Origin of the sequence: Pyxidicoccus xibeiensis, from assembly GCF_024198175.1 — a bacterium.
Lineage (GTDB): Bacteria > Myxococcota > Myxococcia > Myxococcales > Myxococcaceae > Myxococcus > Myxococcus xibeiensis.
The window spans coordinates 717,572-736,120 of record NZ_JAJVKV010000003.1 but is presented as its reverse complement, the minus strand read 5'-3'; the positions used below and the strand labels follow the sequence as shown (position 1 = coordinate 736,120).

At 68.8% G+C, this 18,549-nt stretch carries 13 protein-coding genes; 6 read left to right on the top strand and 7 right to left on the bottom strand.

Annotated features, from left to right (window positions below):
• Positions 1-81 precede the first annotated feature (81 nt).
• On the top strand, positions 82-537 hold the full coding sequence (locus LXT23_RS15760) for a hypothetical protein (protein WP_253980991.1): 456 nt from the start codon (positions 82-84) through the stop codon (positions 535-537).
• Here the strand turns inward: LXT23_RS15760 and LXT23_RS15755 are convergent.
• Positions 530-1,069, bottom strand: coding sequence for a GNAT family N-acetyltransferase (locus LXT23_RS15755; RefSeq protein ID WP_253980990.1), 540 nt, complete (start codon positions 1,067-1,069; stop codon positions 530-532). The genes LXT23_RS15760 and LXT23_RS15755 overlap by 8 nt on opposite strands.
• Positions 1,070-1,076: 7 nt before the next feature.
• On the bottom strand, positions 1,077-2,306 hold the full coding sequence (glgC, locus tag LXT23_RS15750) for a glucose-1-phosphate adenylyltransferase (protein WP_253980989.1): 1,230 nt from the start codon (positions 2,304-2,306) through the stop codon (positions 1,077-1,079).
• A 209-nt stretch (positions 2,307-2,515) separates the two neighbouring features.
• Here glgC and LXT23_RS15745 point away from each other — a divergent pair, with 209 nt between their 5' ends.
• Both LXT23_RS15745 and LXT23_RS15740 read left to right on the top strand, forming a co-directional pair.
• On the top strand, positions 2,516-3,397 hold the full coding sequence (locus LXT23_RS15745) for a GGDEF domain-containing protein (protein ID WP_253980988.1): 882 nt from the start codon (positions 2,516-2,518) through the stop codon (positions 3,395-3,397).
• Between the two features lie 3 nt (positions 3,398-3,400).
• Positions 3,401-3,553: a hypothetical protein gene (locus tag LXT23_RS15740; RefSeq protein ID WP_253980987.1), complete on the top strand. Its 153-nt coding sequence runs from the start codon at positions 3,401-3,403 to the stop codon at positions 3,551-3,553.
• 30 nt (positions 3,554-3,583) lie between these two features.
• Here LXT23_RS15740 and LXT23_RS15735 read toward each other — a convergent pair whose 3' ends face one another.
• Genes LXT23_RS15735 through LXT23_RS15715 form a run of 5 tightly spaced genes read right to left on the bottom strand, consistent with a single transcriptional unit; the run spans position 3,584 to position 12,366 of the window.
• Complete coding sequence (locus tag LXT23_RS15735; RefSeq protein ID WP_253980986.1) at positions 3,584-4,612, bottom strand: NAD-dependent epimerase/dehydratase family protein; 1,029 nt, start codon at positions 4,610-4,612, stop codon at positions 3,584-3,586.
• Complete coding sequence (locus LXT23_RS15730) at positions 4,609-9,033, bottom strand: AMP-binding protein (protein WP_253980985.1); 4,425 nt, start codon at positions 9,031-9,033, stop codon at positions 4,609-4,611. Before LXT23_RS15730 ends, LXT23_RS15735 begins: the two co-directional genes overlap by 4 nt.
• Positions 9,034-9,041: 8 nt before the next feature.
• Positions 9,042-10,652, bottom strand: a complete 1,611-nt coding sequence (locus LXT23_RS15725; RefSeq protein ID WP_253980984.1) for a lactate racemase domain-containing protein — start codon at positions 10,650-10,652, stop codon at positions 9,042-9,044.
• A gap of 13 nt (positions 10,653-10,665) precedes the next feature.
• On the bottom strand, positions 10,666-11,331 hold the full coding sequence (locus tag LXT23_RS15720; RefSeq protein WP_253980983.1) for an HAD family hydrolase: 666 nt from the start codon (positions 11,329-11,331) through the stop codon (positions 10,666-10,668).
• A 54-nt stretch (positions 11,332-11,385) separates the two neighbouring features.
• Positions 11,386-12,366 carry an NAD-dependent epimerase/dehydratase family protein gene (locus tag LXT23_RS15715; RefSeq protein WP_253980982.1) on the bottom strand — a complete coding sequence of 327 codons (981 nt, stop codon included), beginning with the start codon at positions 12,364-12,366 and terminating at the stop codon, positions 11,386-11,388.
• Positions 12,367-12,751: 385 nt separating this feature from the next.
• On the opposite strand from LXT23_RS15715, the gene LXT23_RS15710 reads away from it, so the two are divergent.
• The 3 genes from LXT23_RS15710 to glgX all read left to right on the top strand — a co-directional run bounded on the left by LXT23_RS15710 (position 12,752) and on the right by glgX (position 18,508).
• Positions 12,752-13,072: an SWIB/MDM2 domain-containing protein gene (locus LXT23_RS15710; protein ID WP_253980981.1), complete on the top strand. Its 321-nt coding sequence runs from the start codon at positions 12,752-12,754 to the stop codon at positions 13,070-13,072.
• A gap of 190 nt (positions 13,073-13,262) precedes the next feature.
• Positions 13,263-16,367: a malto-oligosyltrehalose synthase gene (gene treY, locus LXT23_RS15705; RefSeq protein ID WP_253980980.1), complete on the top strand. Its 3,105-nt coding sequence runs from the start codon at positions 13,263-13,265 to the stop codon at positions 16,365-16,367.
• Positions 16,364-18,508 carry a glycogen debranching protein GlgX gene (gene glgX, locus LXT23_RS15700; protein WP_253980979.1) on the top strand — a complete coding sequence of 715 codons (2,145 nt, stop codon included), beginning with the start codon at positions 16,364-16,366 and terminating at the stop codon, positions 18,506-18,508. Before treY ends, glgX begins: the two co-directional genes overlap by 4 nt.
• Positions 18,509-18,549: the final 41 nt, after the last annotated feature.

Below are 18,549 nucleotides of genomic sequence, written 5' to 3'. Positions count from 1 at the left end.
TGCTCGCCGTTCTCCGGGTGGAATGCGCGCAGTCCGGGCCGGTGCCCGCGGCATCACCCACGCAGCCCAGGGGAGGGGAACATGGAGAGCAACTACGGGTCACCGCTGCCGTCCGGCGGCTCCAGCGCGCAGGCGAAGGAGGCCGTGTCGCTGCCGGCCATCCTGCTGATGGTCATGGCCGGCCTGACGTTCCTGTACGGCCTCGTCAGCCTCCTGCAGCCCGTGAATCCGGAGCAGATGGCGCAGTTCGAGCAGATGATGGACAAGCCCGAGCTTGCGCAGATGCGGGGCATGATTGAATTCATGACGTCCACGGGCGGGCGCCTCGCGGTCAGCCTGCCCTACCTCCTCATCAACGCGCTCGTCTTCTTCGGCGCGCTGAAGATGAAGAGCCTCAAGAGCTACGGCCTGGCGATGACGGCTGGCATCCTCTCCCTCATTCCCTGCTGTGGCCCGTGTCTCTGCCTGGGCCTCCCCGTGGGCATCTGGGCCCTGGTGGTGCTGCGCAAGCCCGAGGTCCGCGCCGCCTTCACCTAGGCGTGTCCGCGTCGCCCGCCGCGGCCGGCTCCTGCCTCCGGGCGGACGCCGGCCGCCGCTTCTGCATCCGCACGCAGGCCAGCTGCACCTCCGGCGTCAGCGGGCGCCGCGCCGCGTGCATCCACACGTAGCCATGGCGCCGGTAGAAGCGCTCGGCGTTGAGGCTGGCATCCAGGCCCAGCAGCGGCACGTCCTCGTGCCACGCCGCGTCCTCCAGCGCCGCCAGCAGGGTGGAGCCCACGCCGTGGCCCACCTCGTCCGGCACCACGTACAGGGCCTCCAGCTCGCCCGCGCGGGTGTCCACCTGCCCGAAGCCCACCAGCCTCCGGCCCCGCTCGGCCACCAGCACCGTGCGCGGCCGGTCCGGCCGCAGGTAGCCCTCCGGCCGCAACAGCCGCACCCAGGTGCTCAGCTCGTGCGGCGCATACACCTCGCGGCACAGCGCCTCCACCGCCTGCACGTGGATGCGCCACAGGGTGCGCCGGTCCGACTCCCGCGCCGGCCTGAGGTGGAGGCCCCCCGCCGCACCCATGGCCGCCTCAGGTCACCTTCATGCCCTTGGGAATCACCACCACCCCGTCCGGCGTGACGTGGAAGCGCCGCTTGTCCTCCACCGGGTCGTAGCCAATCGTCATCCCCGGCGGAATCTCCACGTTCTTGTCGATGATGGCCTTCCGGATGCGGCAGCGCCGGCCGATGGTGACGTTCTCGAAGAGGATGGACGACTCCACCTCCGAGTACGAGTTGATGCGCACCTTCGGGGACAGCACCGAGCGATTCACGTGCCCGCCGGAGATGATGCACCCCTCCGCCACCAGCGAGTCCGTGGCGTGGCCCACCCGGCTGTTGTCCTTGTCCGCGAAGACGAACTTGGCCGGCGGGTAGTTGTTCGGCTGGGTGTGGATGGGCCAGCGGTCGTTGTAGAGGTTGAAGACGGGGTCCACCTCCACCAGCTCCATGTTGGACTGGTAGTACACGTCGATGTTCCCCACGTCCCGCCAGTAGCCGCGCTCCTTCGGCTCCTGGCCGCCAATCGTGTTCTGCGCGAAGTCGTACACGTACACCGGCGCCGTCTTGTACAGCTCGCTGATGATGGACTTGCCGAAGTCGTGGGCGCTCGTCTCGTTCGCCGCGTCCCGCACCACCTCCTGCACCAGCACGTCGGTGGAGAAGAGGTAGTTGCCCATGGACGCCAGGCACATCTTCGGGTTGCCCGGCATGGGCGGCGGGTCCTTCGGCTTCTCCAGGAACTGCCGCATCCGCCCGTCCGGCCCCACGTCGATGATGCCGAACTCGCGCCCCTGCTCAATCGGGACGGGGATGGCGGCCACCGTGCACGCGGCCTTCTTCGTCCTGTGGAAGTCCAGCATCTGCCGCGTGTCCATCCGGTACACGTGGTCCGCGCCGAAGACGAAGATGAAGTCGGGCTCCTCGTCGGTGATGATGTTGAGGTTCTGGTAGATGGCGTCGGCGCTGCCCTTGTACCAGTCCACGCCGGTCCGCATCTGCGCGGGCACCGACTCCACGTAGTGGCCCAGGAAGGCCGTCATCCGCCAGGCCCGGGACAGGTGGTTGTTGAGCGAGTCGCTCTTGTACTGCGTGAGCACCTTCATCCGGTACACGCCGGAGTTGGCGAAGTTGGAGAGGACGAAGTCGATGATGCGGTAGCGGCCGCCGAACGGCACCGCGGGCTTGGCCCGCTCGCGCGTGAGCGGCTCCAGGCGGGTACCCGCGCCTCCCGCCAGAATCATTGCCAGGACTTTGGACATAGGTGGGGGGACGTTTAACCGTTCGCCCCAGCCCGACAAGGGCGCACGTGCCCGCTCGGCTGCCTTCGTTGAATGCCGAACCGCCCGTTCAGGTACGCCCCCCGGCTGCCTCCCTCCTGGGACGGGCCGGATGTGGGAGGAAGGAAGCTCCTTTCCTGGCGGTTGCCTGGCTTCCCCGGAGGCGGATGGACTGCTAGCCTCGCGGGGCGATGTCCGGAGACGAAACCCGCGTCACCAAGATCTCCACGCTCAAGGACGTGCGCGCCGAGCGCAACGCCGAATGCTGCCTCGTGCAGATTCACGGTCCGGAGCTTGGCAAGAAGTACCTCATCGACTCCGAGCTCACCATCGGACGAGACCAGGGCAACCACATCTGGGTGGACCTGGACAACGTCTCCCGCCGGCACGCCCGTGTGCTCGGCCGCGGGGGCCGCATGTTCGTGGAGGACCTGGGCTCCACCAACGGGACCTACCTGAACGACCAGGAGGTCCTCCAGGCCTCGCCGCTGCGCAGCGGGGACCTCATCAAGGTGGGTGGCTCCATCTTCAAGTTCCTCGATGGCGACAACATCGAGACCCAGTACCACGAGACCATCTACACGCTGACCATCGCCGACGGCCTGACCGGCGTGAACAACAAGCGCTACTTCCTCGAGTACCTCGAGAAGGAGATGGGGCGCTCCAGCCGCTACCAGCGCTCGCTCACGCTGATGATGTTCGACATCGACCACTTCAAGCAGATCAACGACGTCCACGGCCATCTGGCCGGGGACGCGGTGCTGCGGGAGCTGGCCCAGTCCATCAAGCGCATGGTGCGCCGCGAGCAGTGCTTCGCCCGCTACGGCGGCGAGGAGTTCGCCCTCGTCATGCCCGAGGACGGGCCGGACAAGGCGCGCCTGTTCGCGGAGAAGATTCGCAAGCTCATCGAGGAGAAGTCCTTCGTCTACGACGAGAAGGAAATCCCCGTCACCATCTCCATCGGCGTGGCGGAGATGACACCGGACATGACGGAGCCCACCCACTTCATCAAGATTGCGGACGCCAACCTGTACAAGGCGAAGAAGACGGGCCGCAACCGGGTGGTGGGCTAACCCGTGGCGAAGGAGTCGGGGCCCTCGCTCTTCGCGCGGCTGTTGCTGGTGCTCATCGGCATCGGCTTCTTGGGCGCGGCCTGGGTGTGGAGCCGCCGCTCGGAGCCCTGGGCGGCGCGCCTGGTGGAAGAGGCGCGGCGCCCGCTGCAGCGGTAGTCACGGGCAGAGCGGGCCTGCCCGGACGCCTCAGGTGCCGTCGCGCAGGTCCGCCAGCCGGCCCTTGGTGCCCGGCAGGCTCTGGGGCGGCATCTTCCCGTAGATGTGCTGCACCGTCTCCGCCAGCGTCTCCTGCACGTCGCGCGCGCGGAAGCCCAGCTCTGCCTCCGCCTTGGAGGCGTCCAGCCAGAAGTAGTGCTCGCCAATCTCGACTTCCTGCGGATCCAACGTGGGCGTGGCGCCCCGCAGCTTCGCCCAGCGCTCCAGCAGCTTCCCGCCCAGGATGTTCACCTGGGACGGCAGGCGCAGGCGCGGGGCCGGCACGCCGGTGAGCCGCTCCAGGCGCCGGAAGAACTCCACCAGCGTCATGTTCACGCCCATCAGGTGGCGGCCGTACAGCTCGCCCCGGGTGAGCGCCTGGACGAAGGCGTCCGCCGCGTCGCGCGCGTCCACGAAGGAGATGCCGCCGCCCGGCATGGACGGAATCTCCTGGTTGAGGAACTTCACCACCGTCCACGTGGAGGACAGCCGGTCATCCCCCGGGCCCATCAGCAGGCTGGGGTTGAGCACCACCAGGGGAATGGCGTGCTTGCGGCAGTACTCCAGCGCCAGCTTCTCCTCGTAGATTTTCGACAGGTAGTACGGCCACCGGCCTACCACGGTAATCGGGTAGTCATCGTGCTCGGTGCCGACGCGCTCGTCCTTGGATACGGCGATGGTGCCGGAGGTGGAGGCGAGGACGACGCGCTTGATGCCCGCCTCGCGCACGTCGCGCAGCAGCTCGCGCGTGCTGTCCACGTGCAGCTCGAACATCTTCCGCGCGTCCTTCGGCTGGAAGGAGACGAGCCCCGCCAGGTGGTAGACGGCGTCCACGCCCTGCAGCGCGCGGCGCACCGCGTCCCTGTCCTTCAAGTCACCGGGGACGTACTCCGTGCCCGCGTACGGCGTGCCGGACGGCTTCGAGCGGCCGATGAGCCGCACCGAGTGCCCCGCCGCCGTCAGCCTCGGCACCAGGTGCGTGCCGAGAAACCCCGTGCCTCCCGTCACCAGCAGCTTCACGAGTCCTGCCCTTCGGTGGAGGCCTGCAGCGAGGCGCGCGAGGGGGCGCTCGCCTCCGGTCCACCCAGTCTTTCGAGGTTGAGCACGCCGCCGTCGCGCAGCGCCCGCATGGCGTCCTCCGCGATGCGGGTGACGTACCGGTAGCCCTCCGAGCGCGCCATGCCCTGCACGCGGGCGCGCAGCACCTCGTGCCCCAGCACCGGGCCGATGTGGACCTTCAGCTCCTTCTGCGTCTTGGGCAGCACGCTGCCCTTGGGCAGCGCGTCGAAGGCGCCATGGATGTAGAGCGGCAGCACGTCCATGTGGAAGGTGAGCGCCAGGTAGCCCAGCGTGGACTTGAACTCCATCAGCTCGCCGGTGGTGGAGCGCGTGCCCTCCGGGAAGATGAGGACGTTGTAGCCCTGGCGCAGCGCCTCGCCGGCGATGCGCAGCGACTCGCGCAGCGAGCCGTGCCGCTCAATCGGAATCAGGTTGGTGAAGTTCTCGAACCAGGCGCGCTTGAGCGGCGTGTTGAAGAAGTAGTCGCGCGCGGCCAGCGACACCAGCCGGTCGCCCTGCTCGCCCAGCGCCACGCGCACCAGCCCCGCGTCCAGGTGGCTGGCGTGGTTGGCGATGACGAGGAAGTTGCGGTTCATCGGGATGAAGGGCTTGCCCGTCACCTTCACGTCGAAGACGCCGCCGTAGAGCACCTTCTGCCCGAAGGACAGGAGCTGCCGGCCCACGTTGGCCACCACGTCGGGCACCGGAATCTCCACCTCCTCGGCCCGCTCGTTCTCCTTGGAGATGTCCTTCGCCCGCGTGTCCACGGAGGGGCGCTTGCCGGAAGAGGCCACCACCTTGCGAAGGTCCTCCACCGTCTGCACCTGCGTCAGGTCCTCCACCGCGGGCAGGGGCACGCCGGCCGCCTCCAGCGCGGAGGACAGCTCGGTGAGCATCAGCGAGTCGAAGCCCAGGTCCCCGCTGAGCAGCGAGTCCGGCCGCACGTCGGCGAGCGGCTTGTGGCAGACCTCGGCGATGAGCGGGTAGAGCCAGTCGCCCACGCCGCCGGTGGTGGGGTGGGCCACCTTCTCGCGCGCCTTGCTGGCGCTGGCCGCCATGCGCTCCAGGCGCAAGAGCTCCTCCACCACCTGCTTGCGCTTCACGCTGCGCTTGGCGGTACGCGGCAGCTCGCCGTCCCACAGTCGCAGCACCTTCACGCGCCGGTAGAAGGGCATGGCCGCGCTCACCTTGCGGAAGTGCTCCTCCAGCTCGCGCCGGACTTCCTCACGCGGGCGCTCGGCGTAGTCCGGCACGCACAGGCAGGCCACCTTCTCGCCGCCCGCCTCGTCCGGCAGGCCGACGATGGACAGCTCCTTGATGTGCGTGTGGTCCTGGTACAGCTCCTCGAGCTCGTCCGGGTAGATGTTCTTCCCGTTGTGGTCGATGATGACGTCCTTCGCGCGGCCGACGAGGTACAGCCTTCCTTCCGCGTCCAGACGTCCCAAATCACCGGTGTGGAGCCACCCGTCCTTGAGGACGGCCTCGGTGGCCTCGCGGTCCCCGAAGTAGCCGGGCATGACGTTGGGGCCCTTGGCCAGCACCTCGCCCAGCCCGTCGTTGTCCGGGTTGGCGATGCGCAGCTCGATGCCGGGCAGCGCGCGGCCCACCGTGCCGGGCTGGCGCTTGTTGCCGGGCTCCGTCACCGTCAGCACCGGCGCGGACTCCGTCAGGCCGTAGCCCTCGGTGATGTTGAAGCCCAGCTCGTGGAAGGCCTTGTGCACCTCGTCCGGCAGCGCCGAGCCGCCCGAGACGATGACCTTGATGCGCCCGCCGAACTTGCGGTGCACCGGCCAGAAGAGCAGCTTGCCCAGGTTGATGTTGCCCCGGTTGCGCAGCTCGCCGTGCGTGGCCATCAGCGCCTTCAGCGCCTGCTCGATGAAGGGCGGGCGGCTGGCGAACTCCTGCGTAATCTTCCGGTGCAACAGCTGCCACAGCGCCGGCACGCCCACCATGGCGGTGATGCGGCCCGTCTCGAACACCTCGCCCAGCCGGTCCGACGTCAGCTCGTCGATGTACGTGATTTCCGCGCCGCGCCAGAACGGGGTGAGGAAGCCGGCGGAGAACTCGAAGGTGTGGTGCAAGGGCAGCACGGACAGCACGCCGTCACCCACGCCCACGTCGAACGCGCCCGCCAGCTTCGCCACCAGCGAGGTGAAGTTGCGGTGCGTGAGCATGACGCCCTTGGGCGTGCCCGTGGTGCCGGAGGTGAAGATGACGCTGGCGAGGTCGTCCGCGGACGCCGACTTCTTCACCGGGCCGATGCGGTCCGGGAACGCCGGGTTGCCCGTCATCGCCTCCGCGAGGCTGGCGGTGGTGACGCCCTCGCCCAGCGCGGTGAGCAGGCCGGGGAAGTCCTTCGCCGCGTCCTCGGACAACAGGCACGCGCGCGCCTCGGCGCGGCGGCAGATGTTGACGACCTCGGCCTCGCTCAGGCCCGGGTCCACCGGCACGGCGGTGGCGCCCGCGCGGAGGATGCCGAAGTAGCAGATGCCCCACTCGGGCCGGTTCTCCGACACCAGCAGCACGCGGTCGCCCGCCTTGATGCCCTTGCCCAAAAGGAAGCTGCCCACGCGCGAGGCGTAGCGGTGCACCTCTCCGAAGGTGAAGCGCTCCTCGCGCTCGCCGGCCACCATGCGGAAGGCCACCCGGTGCCGGTACGCATGCACCGTGGCCTCGAGCAGCTCGAGCAAATCCCTGTGCGCGGGGATGACGGTGCGCTTCTCGCGCTCCTCCTCCAGGCCGGGGAACACCCACTTCTCCAGGCCGGGGAGGTGCGTCTCCATGAAGTACGCGCGCCAGTCGATGTGCTCAGGGTCCCAGGGCACCTTCATCCGGTCCGCGTGCGCCATGCGCGCATAGACGGAGCGCGTGTTGTCGCAGCGGAAGACGTACCGGTTCTCGTAGAGGAAGGGGAGGAACAGGTCCGTGAGGGCCATCAGCCCCTGGGCCGACTCCTCCGTCTCGTCCAGCGTCACCTTCGCCTTGTCCAGCAGGGCCTGCACGGCCGGGGCGCCCCACGCGGGCCGCACCTCGTCGATGGCCTTCTTCAGGAAGCGCGCGCCGCGCGACAGCATGGGCGCGCTGAACAGCTCGAACTCCTTCTTGCTGACCGGCTGCGGCTCCAGGCGCGAGCGCAGCGAGTTCATCAGCCGGTTGCCCGTCTCGCGGTTGCGGTAGTAGCGGCGGCGGTACAGGCCCACCAGCTCCACGGAGCGGCTGGCGTAGAACGGATTCACGTCGCCGGAGGCGAGCTGGTAGACGCGCCGCTCCTCCACTTCGATGGCGTGCGCGGTGATGCCGATGGTGGCGCCGGCCACCTGGTCCACCGGGATGATGTCCAGGATGGTGCTCTCCCCGGCGGGGATGCCACCCGGGCCCTTGATGCCGGCGAAGGCCAGCGGCGCGGACGTGGTGAAGCCCTCGTTCCAACCCGGGAAGGGGAAGTGCCGCGCGCTCTCGACGATGGACGGCCGGACGATGGAGTAGCGCAGGCCCGGGGTGGCCGCGAGCACCTGCTCGCCCAGGGACTTGGTGTACGTGTACGTGTTGGGCCAGCCCCAGTGGGCGGCGCGCTCCATGCCGGCGCGCACCAGCTCGCCGCTGAGCCACAGCTTGCGCTCGCGGCCCACGGCCAGGCGCAGCGTCTTCTCGTCGTTGACGTCGCGGCCTTCCTCAGCGAGCCGGTCCAGGGCCTTCTTGCGGAAGGTGGACGTGAGGGCCCGGTCATCCGCCTGCTCGCGCAGCCGGGCGACGATCTTCTCCGCGTCCTGCAGCTCCTGCTCCAGGCTGAAGTCGCGCCCGTCCAGCTCGTCCTTCTTGGGGAAGTAGCCCTTGACCTCCTCGTCCTCGAAGACGAGCCCGTCGCGGTTGCCCGCCACGAAGGCGGTGGACATGTGCACCAGGGGCACGCCCCACCGCACCGCCAGCGCCGCCGCGAACTTCAGGCCGTGGGTGTTGACGTTGAGGCCCACCTCCAGCGACGGGTTGAAGGAGACCAGGCCCGCGCAGTTGATGAAGGCGTGCACCTTCCCGGTGAGCGCCTCTACCTGCGACTCCTCCAGGCCCACCCACGGGTCGGTGATGTCGCCGTCCAGCACCTCGACCTTCTTGTGGATGAACTCCAGGGCGCCCGCGTCGCCGTACGCGTCGCGCAGCGGCTGGAAGGGCTCGCTGGTGGCCACCTTGTCGAAGAAGCGGCGCTCGGCGGAGGCCGCGCTGCCCTTGCGGACCAGCACGTACACCTTGTCCAGCTCCTGCCCGTAGCGGGTCAGCAGCATGGACAGCGTCACCTTGCCCACGAAGCCGGTGGCGCCGGCGAACAGCACGCGCCTGCCGGTGAAGACGCGCGAGACGTTGAGCTCGGGAAGCTGTGCCTGTTCCATGCCCGTCCTCACTTCACGTCCACCATCACCGTGGGGGCAATGCGCAGCAGGCTGATGGTGGCCGAGCGGCCCATGAACCCGCGGGCCTCCTCAATCGCCTCGGTGAGCGTGTCGGTGCGGTCCCACCCCATCAGGGCGGGGACGTGGTTGTTCTCCGCGCCCGCGACGATGACCTTGCCCACGTGCTGGCGGCCGTTCTCGCCCCAGTACCACATGTAGAAGGGGTGCACGCCGTGGTAGGCGTTGCCCTTGCGGTACAGGTGCACGTAGCTGGGGTTCTCCGCGAACTCGCGCTCGTACTTGTGCTCCAGCTTCATGGAGTCGCGCGTCTCCGGCAGCAGCCGGTTGAAGAACTCGATGTAGCTGGGGTGGTGCTCGGGGTCGAACTCGTCGTAGGCCGGGTGCAGGAGGATGAGCACGCCCCCCTTCTTCACCAGCGGCACGCCCCGGTTGAGGTTGTAGAAGTAGCCCAGCCCCATCACCTGCACGAGCAGCGGGTTGAGGATGGAGTTGACGCTGTACGGGGAGATGAAGGGGATGGGGAAGATGACGATGTCGCTCTGCCCCTCCACCGGCACCACGTACTGCTTCCAGCTCGTCTCCAGCGTCTTCTGGTGCGCGGGCTCGGTGGCCCCGGCGTACACGCCGGTGACTTCATAGGGCGCCGGAATCGCGCTGAGCACCTTGCGCGCCGCCGCGCGCGGCATCTTCGACAGGGTGTAGCGCAGGGCCTGGAACTTCAGCCTGTCCGCCTCCGTGTAGTCCTCCTCCTTCTTGGCGAGGAAGTCGGTGGGCCCGCCGAACATGCGGTTGTTCAGCGCCGTCTCGATGTGGAAGACCTTCAGGTGCTTGTCGATGTTGCGGCCGATGCGCTCGTTGCTCCGGTAGAGCGCGCTGGCCTTGGGCTCCATGTAGGAGTCCGACTCGCGGATGGTCTTCGGGTTGTGGTGGTGGCGCAGCGAGGCGTAGTTGGACACGCCGGTGCCCATGGACTTGTGCCCGCCGTTCATGGGCACGAAGTTCACGTTCACATAGATGATGAGGTCGCTCTCCGCGACGCGCCGGTTGACGGAGACCTCTTCACCGTGGGACGTGCGCTCCAGCGCGACGATGCCGTCCGGGTCCTCGGCGTCGTGGTTGTAGTACCGGTCCGGGTAGAACGCGTCGTAGATCTTCTGCCCCACCATCCGCCGCATCTCGCCTTCCGTCATGCGACGGTGCAGCGCGTTGGCGATGACCAGGTGGATGTCGTCCACGCCGCTGTCGGCGGCCAGCTCCAGCACCACCTCCAGGATGGACTGGCGCACGTCCGGCGTCACCATGGGGGGCAGCGGCACGCTGATGTCGTCGATGACGCACGTCAGCCGCATGCCGGGCCGCAGCAGGGCGTGCAGCGGCTCCATGCCCTCCGGGTGGTTGATGGCCCAGCGGATGGCGGCCTTGACGTTGGGGACGCCGGCCATGGGGGGACGCGGGAAGATGACCCGCGTGCCCACCGGCAGGTCCTCCTGCAGGAAGCCCTCGCCGTGGAAGAGCGCCCGCGGGGGGCTGCCCTTCTCGGTGATGACCACCTGGCTTTCCTCGTCGTACAGCTTCTGGAGCGTCTTGAACGGGCGCATGGATGAGGGGCTCTTACTTGAGGTCCAGGATGGGCCAGTTGTACGCGCGCGCGATGGAGCGCAGGCGCAGGTCCGGGTTCACCGCGGTGGGGCGTCCCACCACCGCGAGCATGGCGTAGTCAGAGGCGCTGTCGGAGTAACCGTGGCACTTGTCCAGCGCCAGGCCCTCCTTCACGCAGTAGGCGCGGATGGCGTTGGCCTTGTTCGCGCCCTCGATGATGGGCGGAATCACCTTGCCGGTGGCCTTGCCGCCCACGAACTGCATCTTGTTGGCGATGAGGTCGTCCGCGCCCAGGTGGCGGGCGAGCGGGCGCATGGTGAAGTCCAGCGCTCCGGTGACGAGCACCACCTTGCAGCCGCTGCGGCGCGCCTGGTCGATGAGGTCCTGGGACTGCTCGAAGAGGGCCGGCTCGAGCACGTCCTCGAACATGTCCTCCGCGATGGTGACCAGGCGGTCCTCGGTCAACCCCGCGTAGTAGCGGTAGAAGAACTCGTTGAACGTCTTGCGGTCGAGGGCGTCCATGACGCCAAAGAGGGGAACGCTGACGGCGGTACTCAGCGTCCTCCCCGCGATGCCCAGGACCGAGCCGCGGTTCATCGCGTAGTACGCGTAGACGTGGACGACGTTCGTCTTCACGAGCGTCCCGTCGACATCGAAAAAGGCAGCTTTCGAGGGCATGTGACAGCGGGCTTCCTGACACTCCTGGGGGGGTGAGGTCAACGACGGCGGGACTTACAACCAGCCCTGCTGTTGGTACCACTCCGCACTACGGCGGATGGAGTCCTTCAGATCGCGCTTTGGGTGAAAACCCAGCATGCGCTCGGCCTTGGCGCCGGAGCACGTCCAGGCGGGGGCCAAGAGCTGCCGCGCCAGCTTCCGGTTCAGCGGGAGCTTCCGGCCCGTCGCCCGGCTCACCCCGTCCGCCGCCGAGGCCATGGTGGTCAGCATCCAGGGGCTCAGACGCACCGTGCGGGGGTGCAGGCCCAGCGCGGCGGCCCCCATGTCCTGCACCTCCTCCAGGGAGAGGGGGGCGCCGGGGCCCGCGCAGAAGAAGGCCTCGCCCACGGCCTGGGGGTGGCCGGCCTGCAGCAGCATCAGGTCCACCACGTCCTCCACGTCCACCATCGTCAGGGGGCGGGGGCCACCGGCCAGCTCCAGCCGGATGCCGCGCTTGCCGAGCTTGAAGAAGGTGAGGTTCTCCCTGTCCCCGGGTCCGAGGATGCGCGGAGGCCGCGTCACCGTCACCGGCAGCCGGTCCGCATAGGAGAAGGCGATGCGCTCCGCCTCCGCCTTGCTCTCGCCGTACCACTCATGCGGATGGAAGGCGTCCTCCTCTACATGGGGACGGGTGGGGGAGGAGGGGCCCATGGCGGCCAGCGAGCCGGCCAGCACCAGCCGGGGACGGTGCCCGGCGGCGACCATGGCATCGCACAGGTGGCGGGTGCCCTCCGCGTTGACGCGCATGAAGTCCTCCCGCGTCGCGCCGCGTCGTACGCCGGCCAGGTGGAAGACGACGTCCTGGCCCACCACCGCCGGGGCCAGCGAGGCGGGGTTCGTCACGTCTCCGTCCACCCGGGTGTGGGCCACCCCCGCCAGCCCCGAGGCGTCTCCACCGGGGCGCAGCAGGCACGTCACGGCGTCCCCGCGCGCCGCCAGGGCACGCGCCAACCAGATTCCCAGGAAGCCTCCGGCACCGGTGATGAGAGCTCGCATGGAGGCGTTTCATCCGAAAAAACACATCACGTCCACAAGGAGAATCCCCGGGACTGTCGCCTTCCCCCCGAGGGGCCGTCGCCGCCGGGGCCGGATTGTCGGGCCTCGCACGCGATGGGAGGGTGGCTCCCCGAGGGAAGACGCGCTCCGGAGCCGAGTTTCCGGCCCCGCATGCGTCGGGAGGAGGACGCTCCCGAGGGAAAACAGCGCTCCGGAGCCGAGTTTTCGGCCCCGGATGCGTTCTTCCGAGCCTTCTCCGAGGGAAAAACGCAGGAGAGGGCTGTTTTTCGGGCTTGGGCGTGCTACTTCTACGCCGCATCGGCTCCAGCTTCACATAAGCAAAGCCGTATAACGTCCCCTTCGGAGGGGAGGAGACTCAAGACGAATGGCCGCCAAGAAAGCTGCTGCTGCGAAGAAGGCTCCCGCCGCCAAGAAGACCGCCGGCGCCGCGAAGCGCAAGCCGAACGCGTCGTTCATGAAGGAGATGACGCCGTCCGCCGCGCTCGCCGAGATCGTCGGTAACAAGCCGCTGCCCCGTACCGAGGTCGTCAAGAAGCTGTGGGCCTACATCAAGAAGCAGGGCCTCCAGGACGCCAAGAACAAGCGGCAGATCAACGCCGACGACAAGCTCAAGCCCATCTTCGGTGGCAAGAAGAACGTCACCATGTTCGAGATGACGGCGCTGGTGAACAAGCAGCTGAGCTGAGCCGCACCGCCGGGGCCACCCGGCTGATTCTTCGAGGGCTCGCCGTGTGCTGCGGCGGGCCCTCTGCTTTTTCCGGCAGGGCCCTCTGCGGCTCCCCTGTCCGCGAGCAGTCCCATGGAGCGTTGGATAGAGGGCGGACGGGCTTCTGCGTGCTGGCGGACGGAGCGCGGGGGACCTACCTCTGGGCCGCATGCTGCTCGACGGCTTGGATGAAGAGAGGACCGCCTCCACCCCGGGGGCGGAGGGCGCCATCATGACCGCGGAGGCCCTGGCGGAGGGCCTCTACACGCGTGTGCAGGCCGACCTGGAGGCCAGACCCCACACGCCGCTGTCCACGTACCGCGTCCAGCTCCACAAAGGGTTCACCTTCGAGCAGGCGCGCGCCGTGGTGCCCTACCTGGCCCGCCTGGGGGTCAGCGACCTGTACGCCTCCCCCTACCTGAAGGCGACGCCCGGCAGTACCCACGGCTACGACTGCACGGACCACCAGCGGCTCAACCCCGAGGTGGGCTCGCCCGAGGAGCATGCGGCCCTGTGCGCGGCCCTTCGCGAGCTGGGCATGGGACAGCTGCTGGACGTGGTGCCCAACCACATGGGCATCGAGCGGGACAACCGGCTCTGGTTCGACGTGCTGGAGAACGGCCCGTCCTCCATGTACGCCAAGTACTTCGATATCGACTGGGCGCCGGTGAAGGAGGAGCTGCGCGACAAGGTGCTCCTGCCGATTCTGGGCGACCAGTACGGCATCGTCCTGGAGCGGGGCGAGCTGAAGCTGTCCTACCGCGAGGGCGCCTTCTTCCTGCACTACTACGACCACCTGCTGCCGGTGGGGCCCCGCCAGTACGGCCGCATCCTCCGCCACGGGCTGGAGCGGCTGGAGGCGCGGCTCGGCGCCGAGCACCCCAGCATGGTGGAGCTGCTCTCCATCCTCACCGCCATCGAGCACCTGCCGGCGCGCACCGAGGTGGAGCGGGCCCGGGTGGTGGAGCGCCACCGCGAGAAGGAGGTCATCAAGCGCCGCCTGGCCGCGGTGGTGGCCTCCAGCCCGGACATCCTCACCTACATCGAGGACAACCTCCGCGTCTTCAACGGCGAGCCCGGCAACGCGCGCTCGTTCGACTTGCTCGACGCGGTGCTGTCCTCGTGCAGCTACCGGCTGGCGCACTGGCGCGTGGCGGGAGAGGAGATCAACTACCGCCGCTTCTTCGACATCAACGGCCTGGCCGCCATCCGCGAGGAGGACCCGGACGTCTTCCAGGAGGCGCACGCGCTCATCTTCCGCTGGCTGCGCGAGGGCTGCGTCACCGGGCTGCGCATCGACCACCCGGACGGCCTGTTCGACCCCACCGCCTACTTCCTGGACCTGCAGGAGCGCTACTTCGTGGAGCGGGCCCAGGCCCTGTTCCTCGAGGAGCACGGCGCGGAGGACACGCGCTGGCCCGCGGTGGAGCGGACGCTGCGCGAGCGCTGGCGCGCGGAGGTGACGGCCCACCCGGACAGCCCGCTGCGCAAGGCGCTGTACGTGGTGGTGGAGAAGATTCAAGGCGGCCGCGAGCGGATGCCCGAGTCCTGGGCCGTGCACGGCACCACCGGCTACCGCTTCGCCAACGCGGTCAGCGGCATCTTCGTGGACCCGGCGGCGGAGGCGTCGCTGACGGAGACGTACGAGCGCTTCGTCGGCGAGCGGAGCGACTTCGCCGAGCTCGTCTACCAGAAGAAGCTCCTCATCATGCGCGTGTCCATGGCCAGCGAAATCAACGTGCTGGCGCATGAGCTCAACCGCATCTCCGAGATGAACCGGCGCACGCGTGACTTCACGCTCAACGCGCTGCGCCGCGCGCTGGTGGAGTTCATCGCCCTGTTCCCGGTGTACCGCACCTACGTGGACGGCTGGCGCCCGGAGCTGGACGCGCGCGACGTGCAGTACGTCGAGTGGACCATCCGCCGCGCCAAGGAGCGCAACGCCACCACCAACGCGTCCATCTTCGACTTCCTGCGCGACATCCTCCTGCGCCGCTACCCGGAGCACACCCAGGAGAAGGAGCGCGCCGTCATGCTGCGCTTCGCCATGAAGCTGCAGCAGGTGACGGGCCCCGTCATGGCCAAGGGGCTCGAGGACACCGTCTTCTACATCTACAACCGGCTCGTCAGCCTCAACGAGGTGGGTGGGGAGCCGGAGCGCTTCGGGGTGCGCGCCAACACCTTCCACCTGCGCAACCAGGAGCGCGCGGAGCGCTGGCCGGCGAGCCAGCTCACCTCCAGCACCCACGACACCAAGCGCAGCGAGGACGTGCGCGCGCGCATCAACGTCCTGTCCGAGCTGCCCGAGGAGTGGCGCAACCGGGTGAAGAAGTGGGCCCGCCTCACGGAGAAGTTCGTCACGCCGCTGCCCTCCGGCCCCGCCCCCAGCCCCAACGACGTCTACCTCTTCTTCCAGACGGTGGTGGGCGCCTGGCCCATGGGCGCCTCGCACACCCAGCAGGAACTGGAGGACTTCCAGCGCCGGGTGCGCGAGTACATGAGCAAGGCCCTCAAGGAGGCCAAGGTCCGCACCTCGTGGACCAACCCGGACAGCGCCTATGACGAGGCGGTGGGCCGCTTCGTGGACACCTGCTTCGACCCGAAGGAGGGCGGCGCCTTCCTGGAGGACGTCCGCGCCTTCAAGCGCCACATCGAGCGCGCCGGGCAGCACAACGCCCTGGGCCAGCTGCTGCTCAAGCTCATGTCCCCCGGCGTGGTGGACACCTACCAGGGCTGCGAGCTGTGGGACTTGTCGCTGGTGGACCCGGACAACCGGCGGCCGGTGGACTTCCCCCTGCGCGCGCGGCTGCTGGAGGCGCTGGACGCCGAGGCCTCGGAGGACCGGCCGGGGCTGTGCGCCCGGCTGACGAAGGACCTGGATGACGGCCGGGTGAAGCTCTTCCTGCTCGCCGAGTCGCTGCGGCTGCGGCAGCGCCAGCCGGGGCTCTTCCGCTCGGGGGGCTACCGCGCCCTGACGCTCTCCGGCCCCCGGGCCGAGGCCGCGGTGGGCTTCGCCCGTGAGCACGGCGACACCGTCGTCATCACCTGCGCGCCGCGTTACACGTTGTCAGCACTGGAAACCCCGGAAGGGCTGTCCGGTGCGTACGGGAGCACGTTCCTGGACCTCCCGGAGGCATATGCGGGCATGATGTTCCGCAGTGTCTTCACCGGGCGGCAGGTGCGGCCGGAGCGAGGGCCAGGCGGCGTGGTGCTGCCCCTCGGGCCGCTCCTGGCGGAGTTCCCGGTGGTGTTGTTGGAGAGGAGCACGGGATGAGGAGGGCCGAGGTGCTTCCAGGGAAGCCGTTTCCCCTGGGCGCCACGTATGACGGGCAGGGGGTCAACTTCGCGGTCTTCAGCGAGCACGCGAAGAAGGTGGAGGTCTGCCTCTTCGACCCCAACGAGCCCTCGAAGGAGACCCGCCGCTTCCCGCTGCTGGAGACGACGCACCACGTGTGGCACGGCTACGCGCCGGGGCTGGCGCCCGGGACGCTCTACGGCCTGCGCGTCCACGGCCCGCACGAGCCGAAGAAGGGGCTGCGCTTCAACCCCCACAAGCTGCTGGTGGACCCGTACGCGCGGGCCATCTCCGGCAGGGTGGACTACAAGGCCCCCATCTACGGCTACCCGGCGCCCGCCACCGGCAAGGACGAGGACCTGGTCCAGGACACGCGCGACGACGCCGCGGGCGTGCCCAAGGCGGTGGTGCTGTCGGACGCCTTCGACTGGGAGGGGGACAGGGCGCCCCGCATCCCCTGGCCCGACACCGTCATCTACGAGCTGCACGTCAAGGGCTTCACCAAGCTGCACCCGCGCGTGCCGGAGGCCCTGCGCGGCACCTACGCGGGGCTGGCCCACCCGGCCAGCATCGAGCACCTCAAGAAAGTGGGCGTCACCGCGGTGGAGCTGCTGCCCATCCACCACATCGTGGACGAGCCCTTCCTCATCCAGCGCGGGAAGGTGAACTACTGGGGCTACAACACCCTGGGCTTCTTCGCGCCGGACGCGCGCTACGCCGCCACGGGCAGCCGCGGCGAGCAGGTGGACGAGTTCAAGGGCATGGTGAAGGCGCTGCACCGCGCCGGCATCGAGGTCATCCTCGACGTCGTCTACAACCACACCTGCGAGGGCAACCACCTGGGCCCCACGCTGTCCTTCAAGGGGCTGGACAACGGCGCGTACTACCGGCTCACGGAGAAGGAGCCGCGCTACTTCATGGACGTCACCGGGTGCGGCAACTCGTGGAACGCCACGCACCCGTACGCGCTGAAGCTCATCGCCGACTCCCTGCGCTACTGGGTGGAGGTCATGCACGTGGACGGGTTCCGCTTCGACCTGGCCACCACCCTGGGCCGCGACAGGCACGGCTACGACACGCGCGCGGCCTTCTTTCAGCTCATCCACCAGGACCCGGTGCTCAGCCGGGTGAAGCTCATCGCCGAGCCCTGGGACGTGGGCGACTTCGGCTACCAGGTGGGCAACTTCCCGGTGCTGTGGAGCGAGTGGAACGGCAAGTACCGCGACACCATCCGCCGCTACTGGAAGGGTGATGACCGGCAGGCGGCGGAGATTGGCTACCGGCTCACCGGCAGCTCGGACCTGTATGCGCTGTCCGGCCGCAAGCCGACGGCGAGTGTGAATTTCGTCACCGCCCATGACGGCTTCACGCTGCACGACCTGGTCACCTACAACGAGAAGCACAACGAGGCGAACGGCGAGGAGAACCGGGACGGCCACAACGACAACCACTCCTGGAACTGCGGGGTGGAGGGCGAGACGGCGGACCCGAAAATCAACGCCCTGCGCGAGCAGCAGAAGCGCAACTTCCTGGCCACGCTCTTCCTGTCCCAGGGCGTGCCCATGCTGGTGGCCGGCGACGAGATGGGCCGCACCCAGAAGGGCAACAACAACGCCTACTGCCAGGACAACGAGCTGTCCTGGGTGAACTGGGAGCTGAACGAGACGCAGCGCGCGCTGCTCGAGTTCACCAGCCGGCTGGCCCGGCTGCGGCGCGAGCAGCCGGTGCTCCACAAGCGGCGCTTCTTCCGCGGCGCCCACATGTGGGACAGCGAGCTGAAGGACCTGGCGTGGTTCCGGCCGGACGGCAAGGAGATGAAGAAGGACGACTGGGAGAAGCCCTACGTGCGCTCCCTGGGCTTCCTGCTGGGCGGGGACGCCATCGCCACGCCGGACGACGAGGGCAACCGGATTGTGGGGGACACGCTCCTGGTGCTGATGAACGCGCACCACGAGCCCATCACCTTCATGCTGCCGGCGATTGAGTGGGGTGCGGACTGGGAGCTGGTGGTGGACACGGCGGCGGCGGGCGAGTCGCAGCGCACGCACACGCCCGCGGGCGGCAAGGTGCAGGCGGCCGGCCGCTCCGTGGTGGTGCTGCGCCGGCCGGCGACGGAGTAGCTCAGGCGGGGCAGGGGGCGCGGGGACGGGGCGTGGCCGGA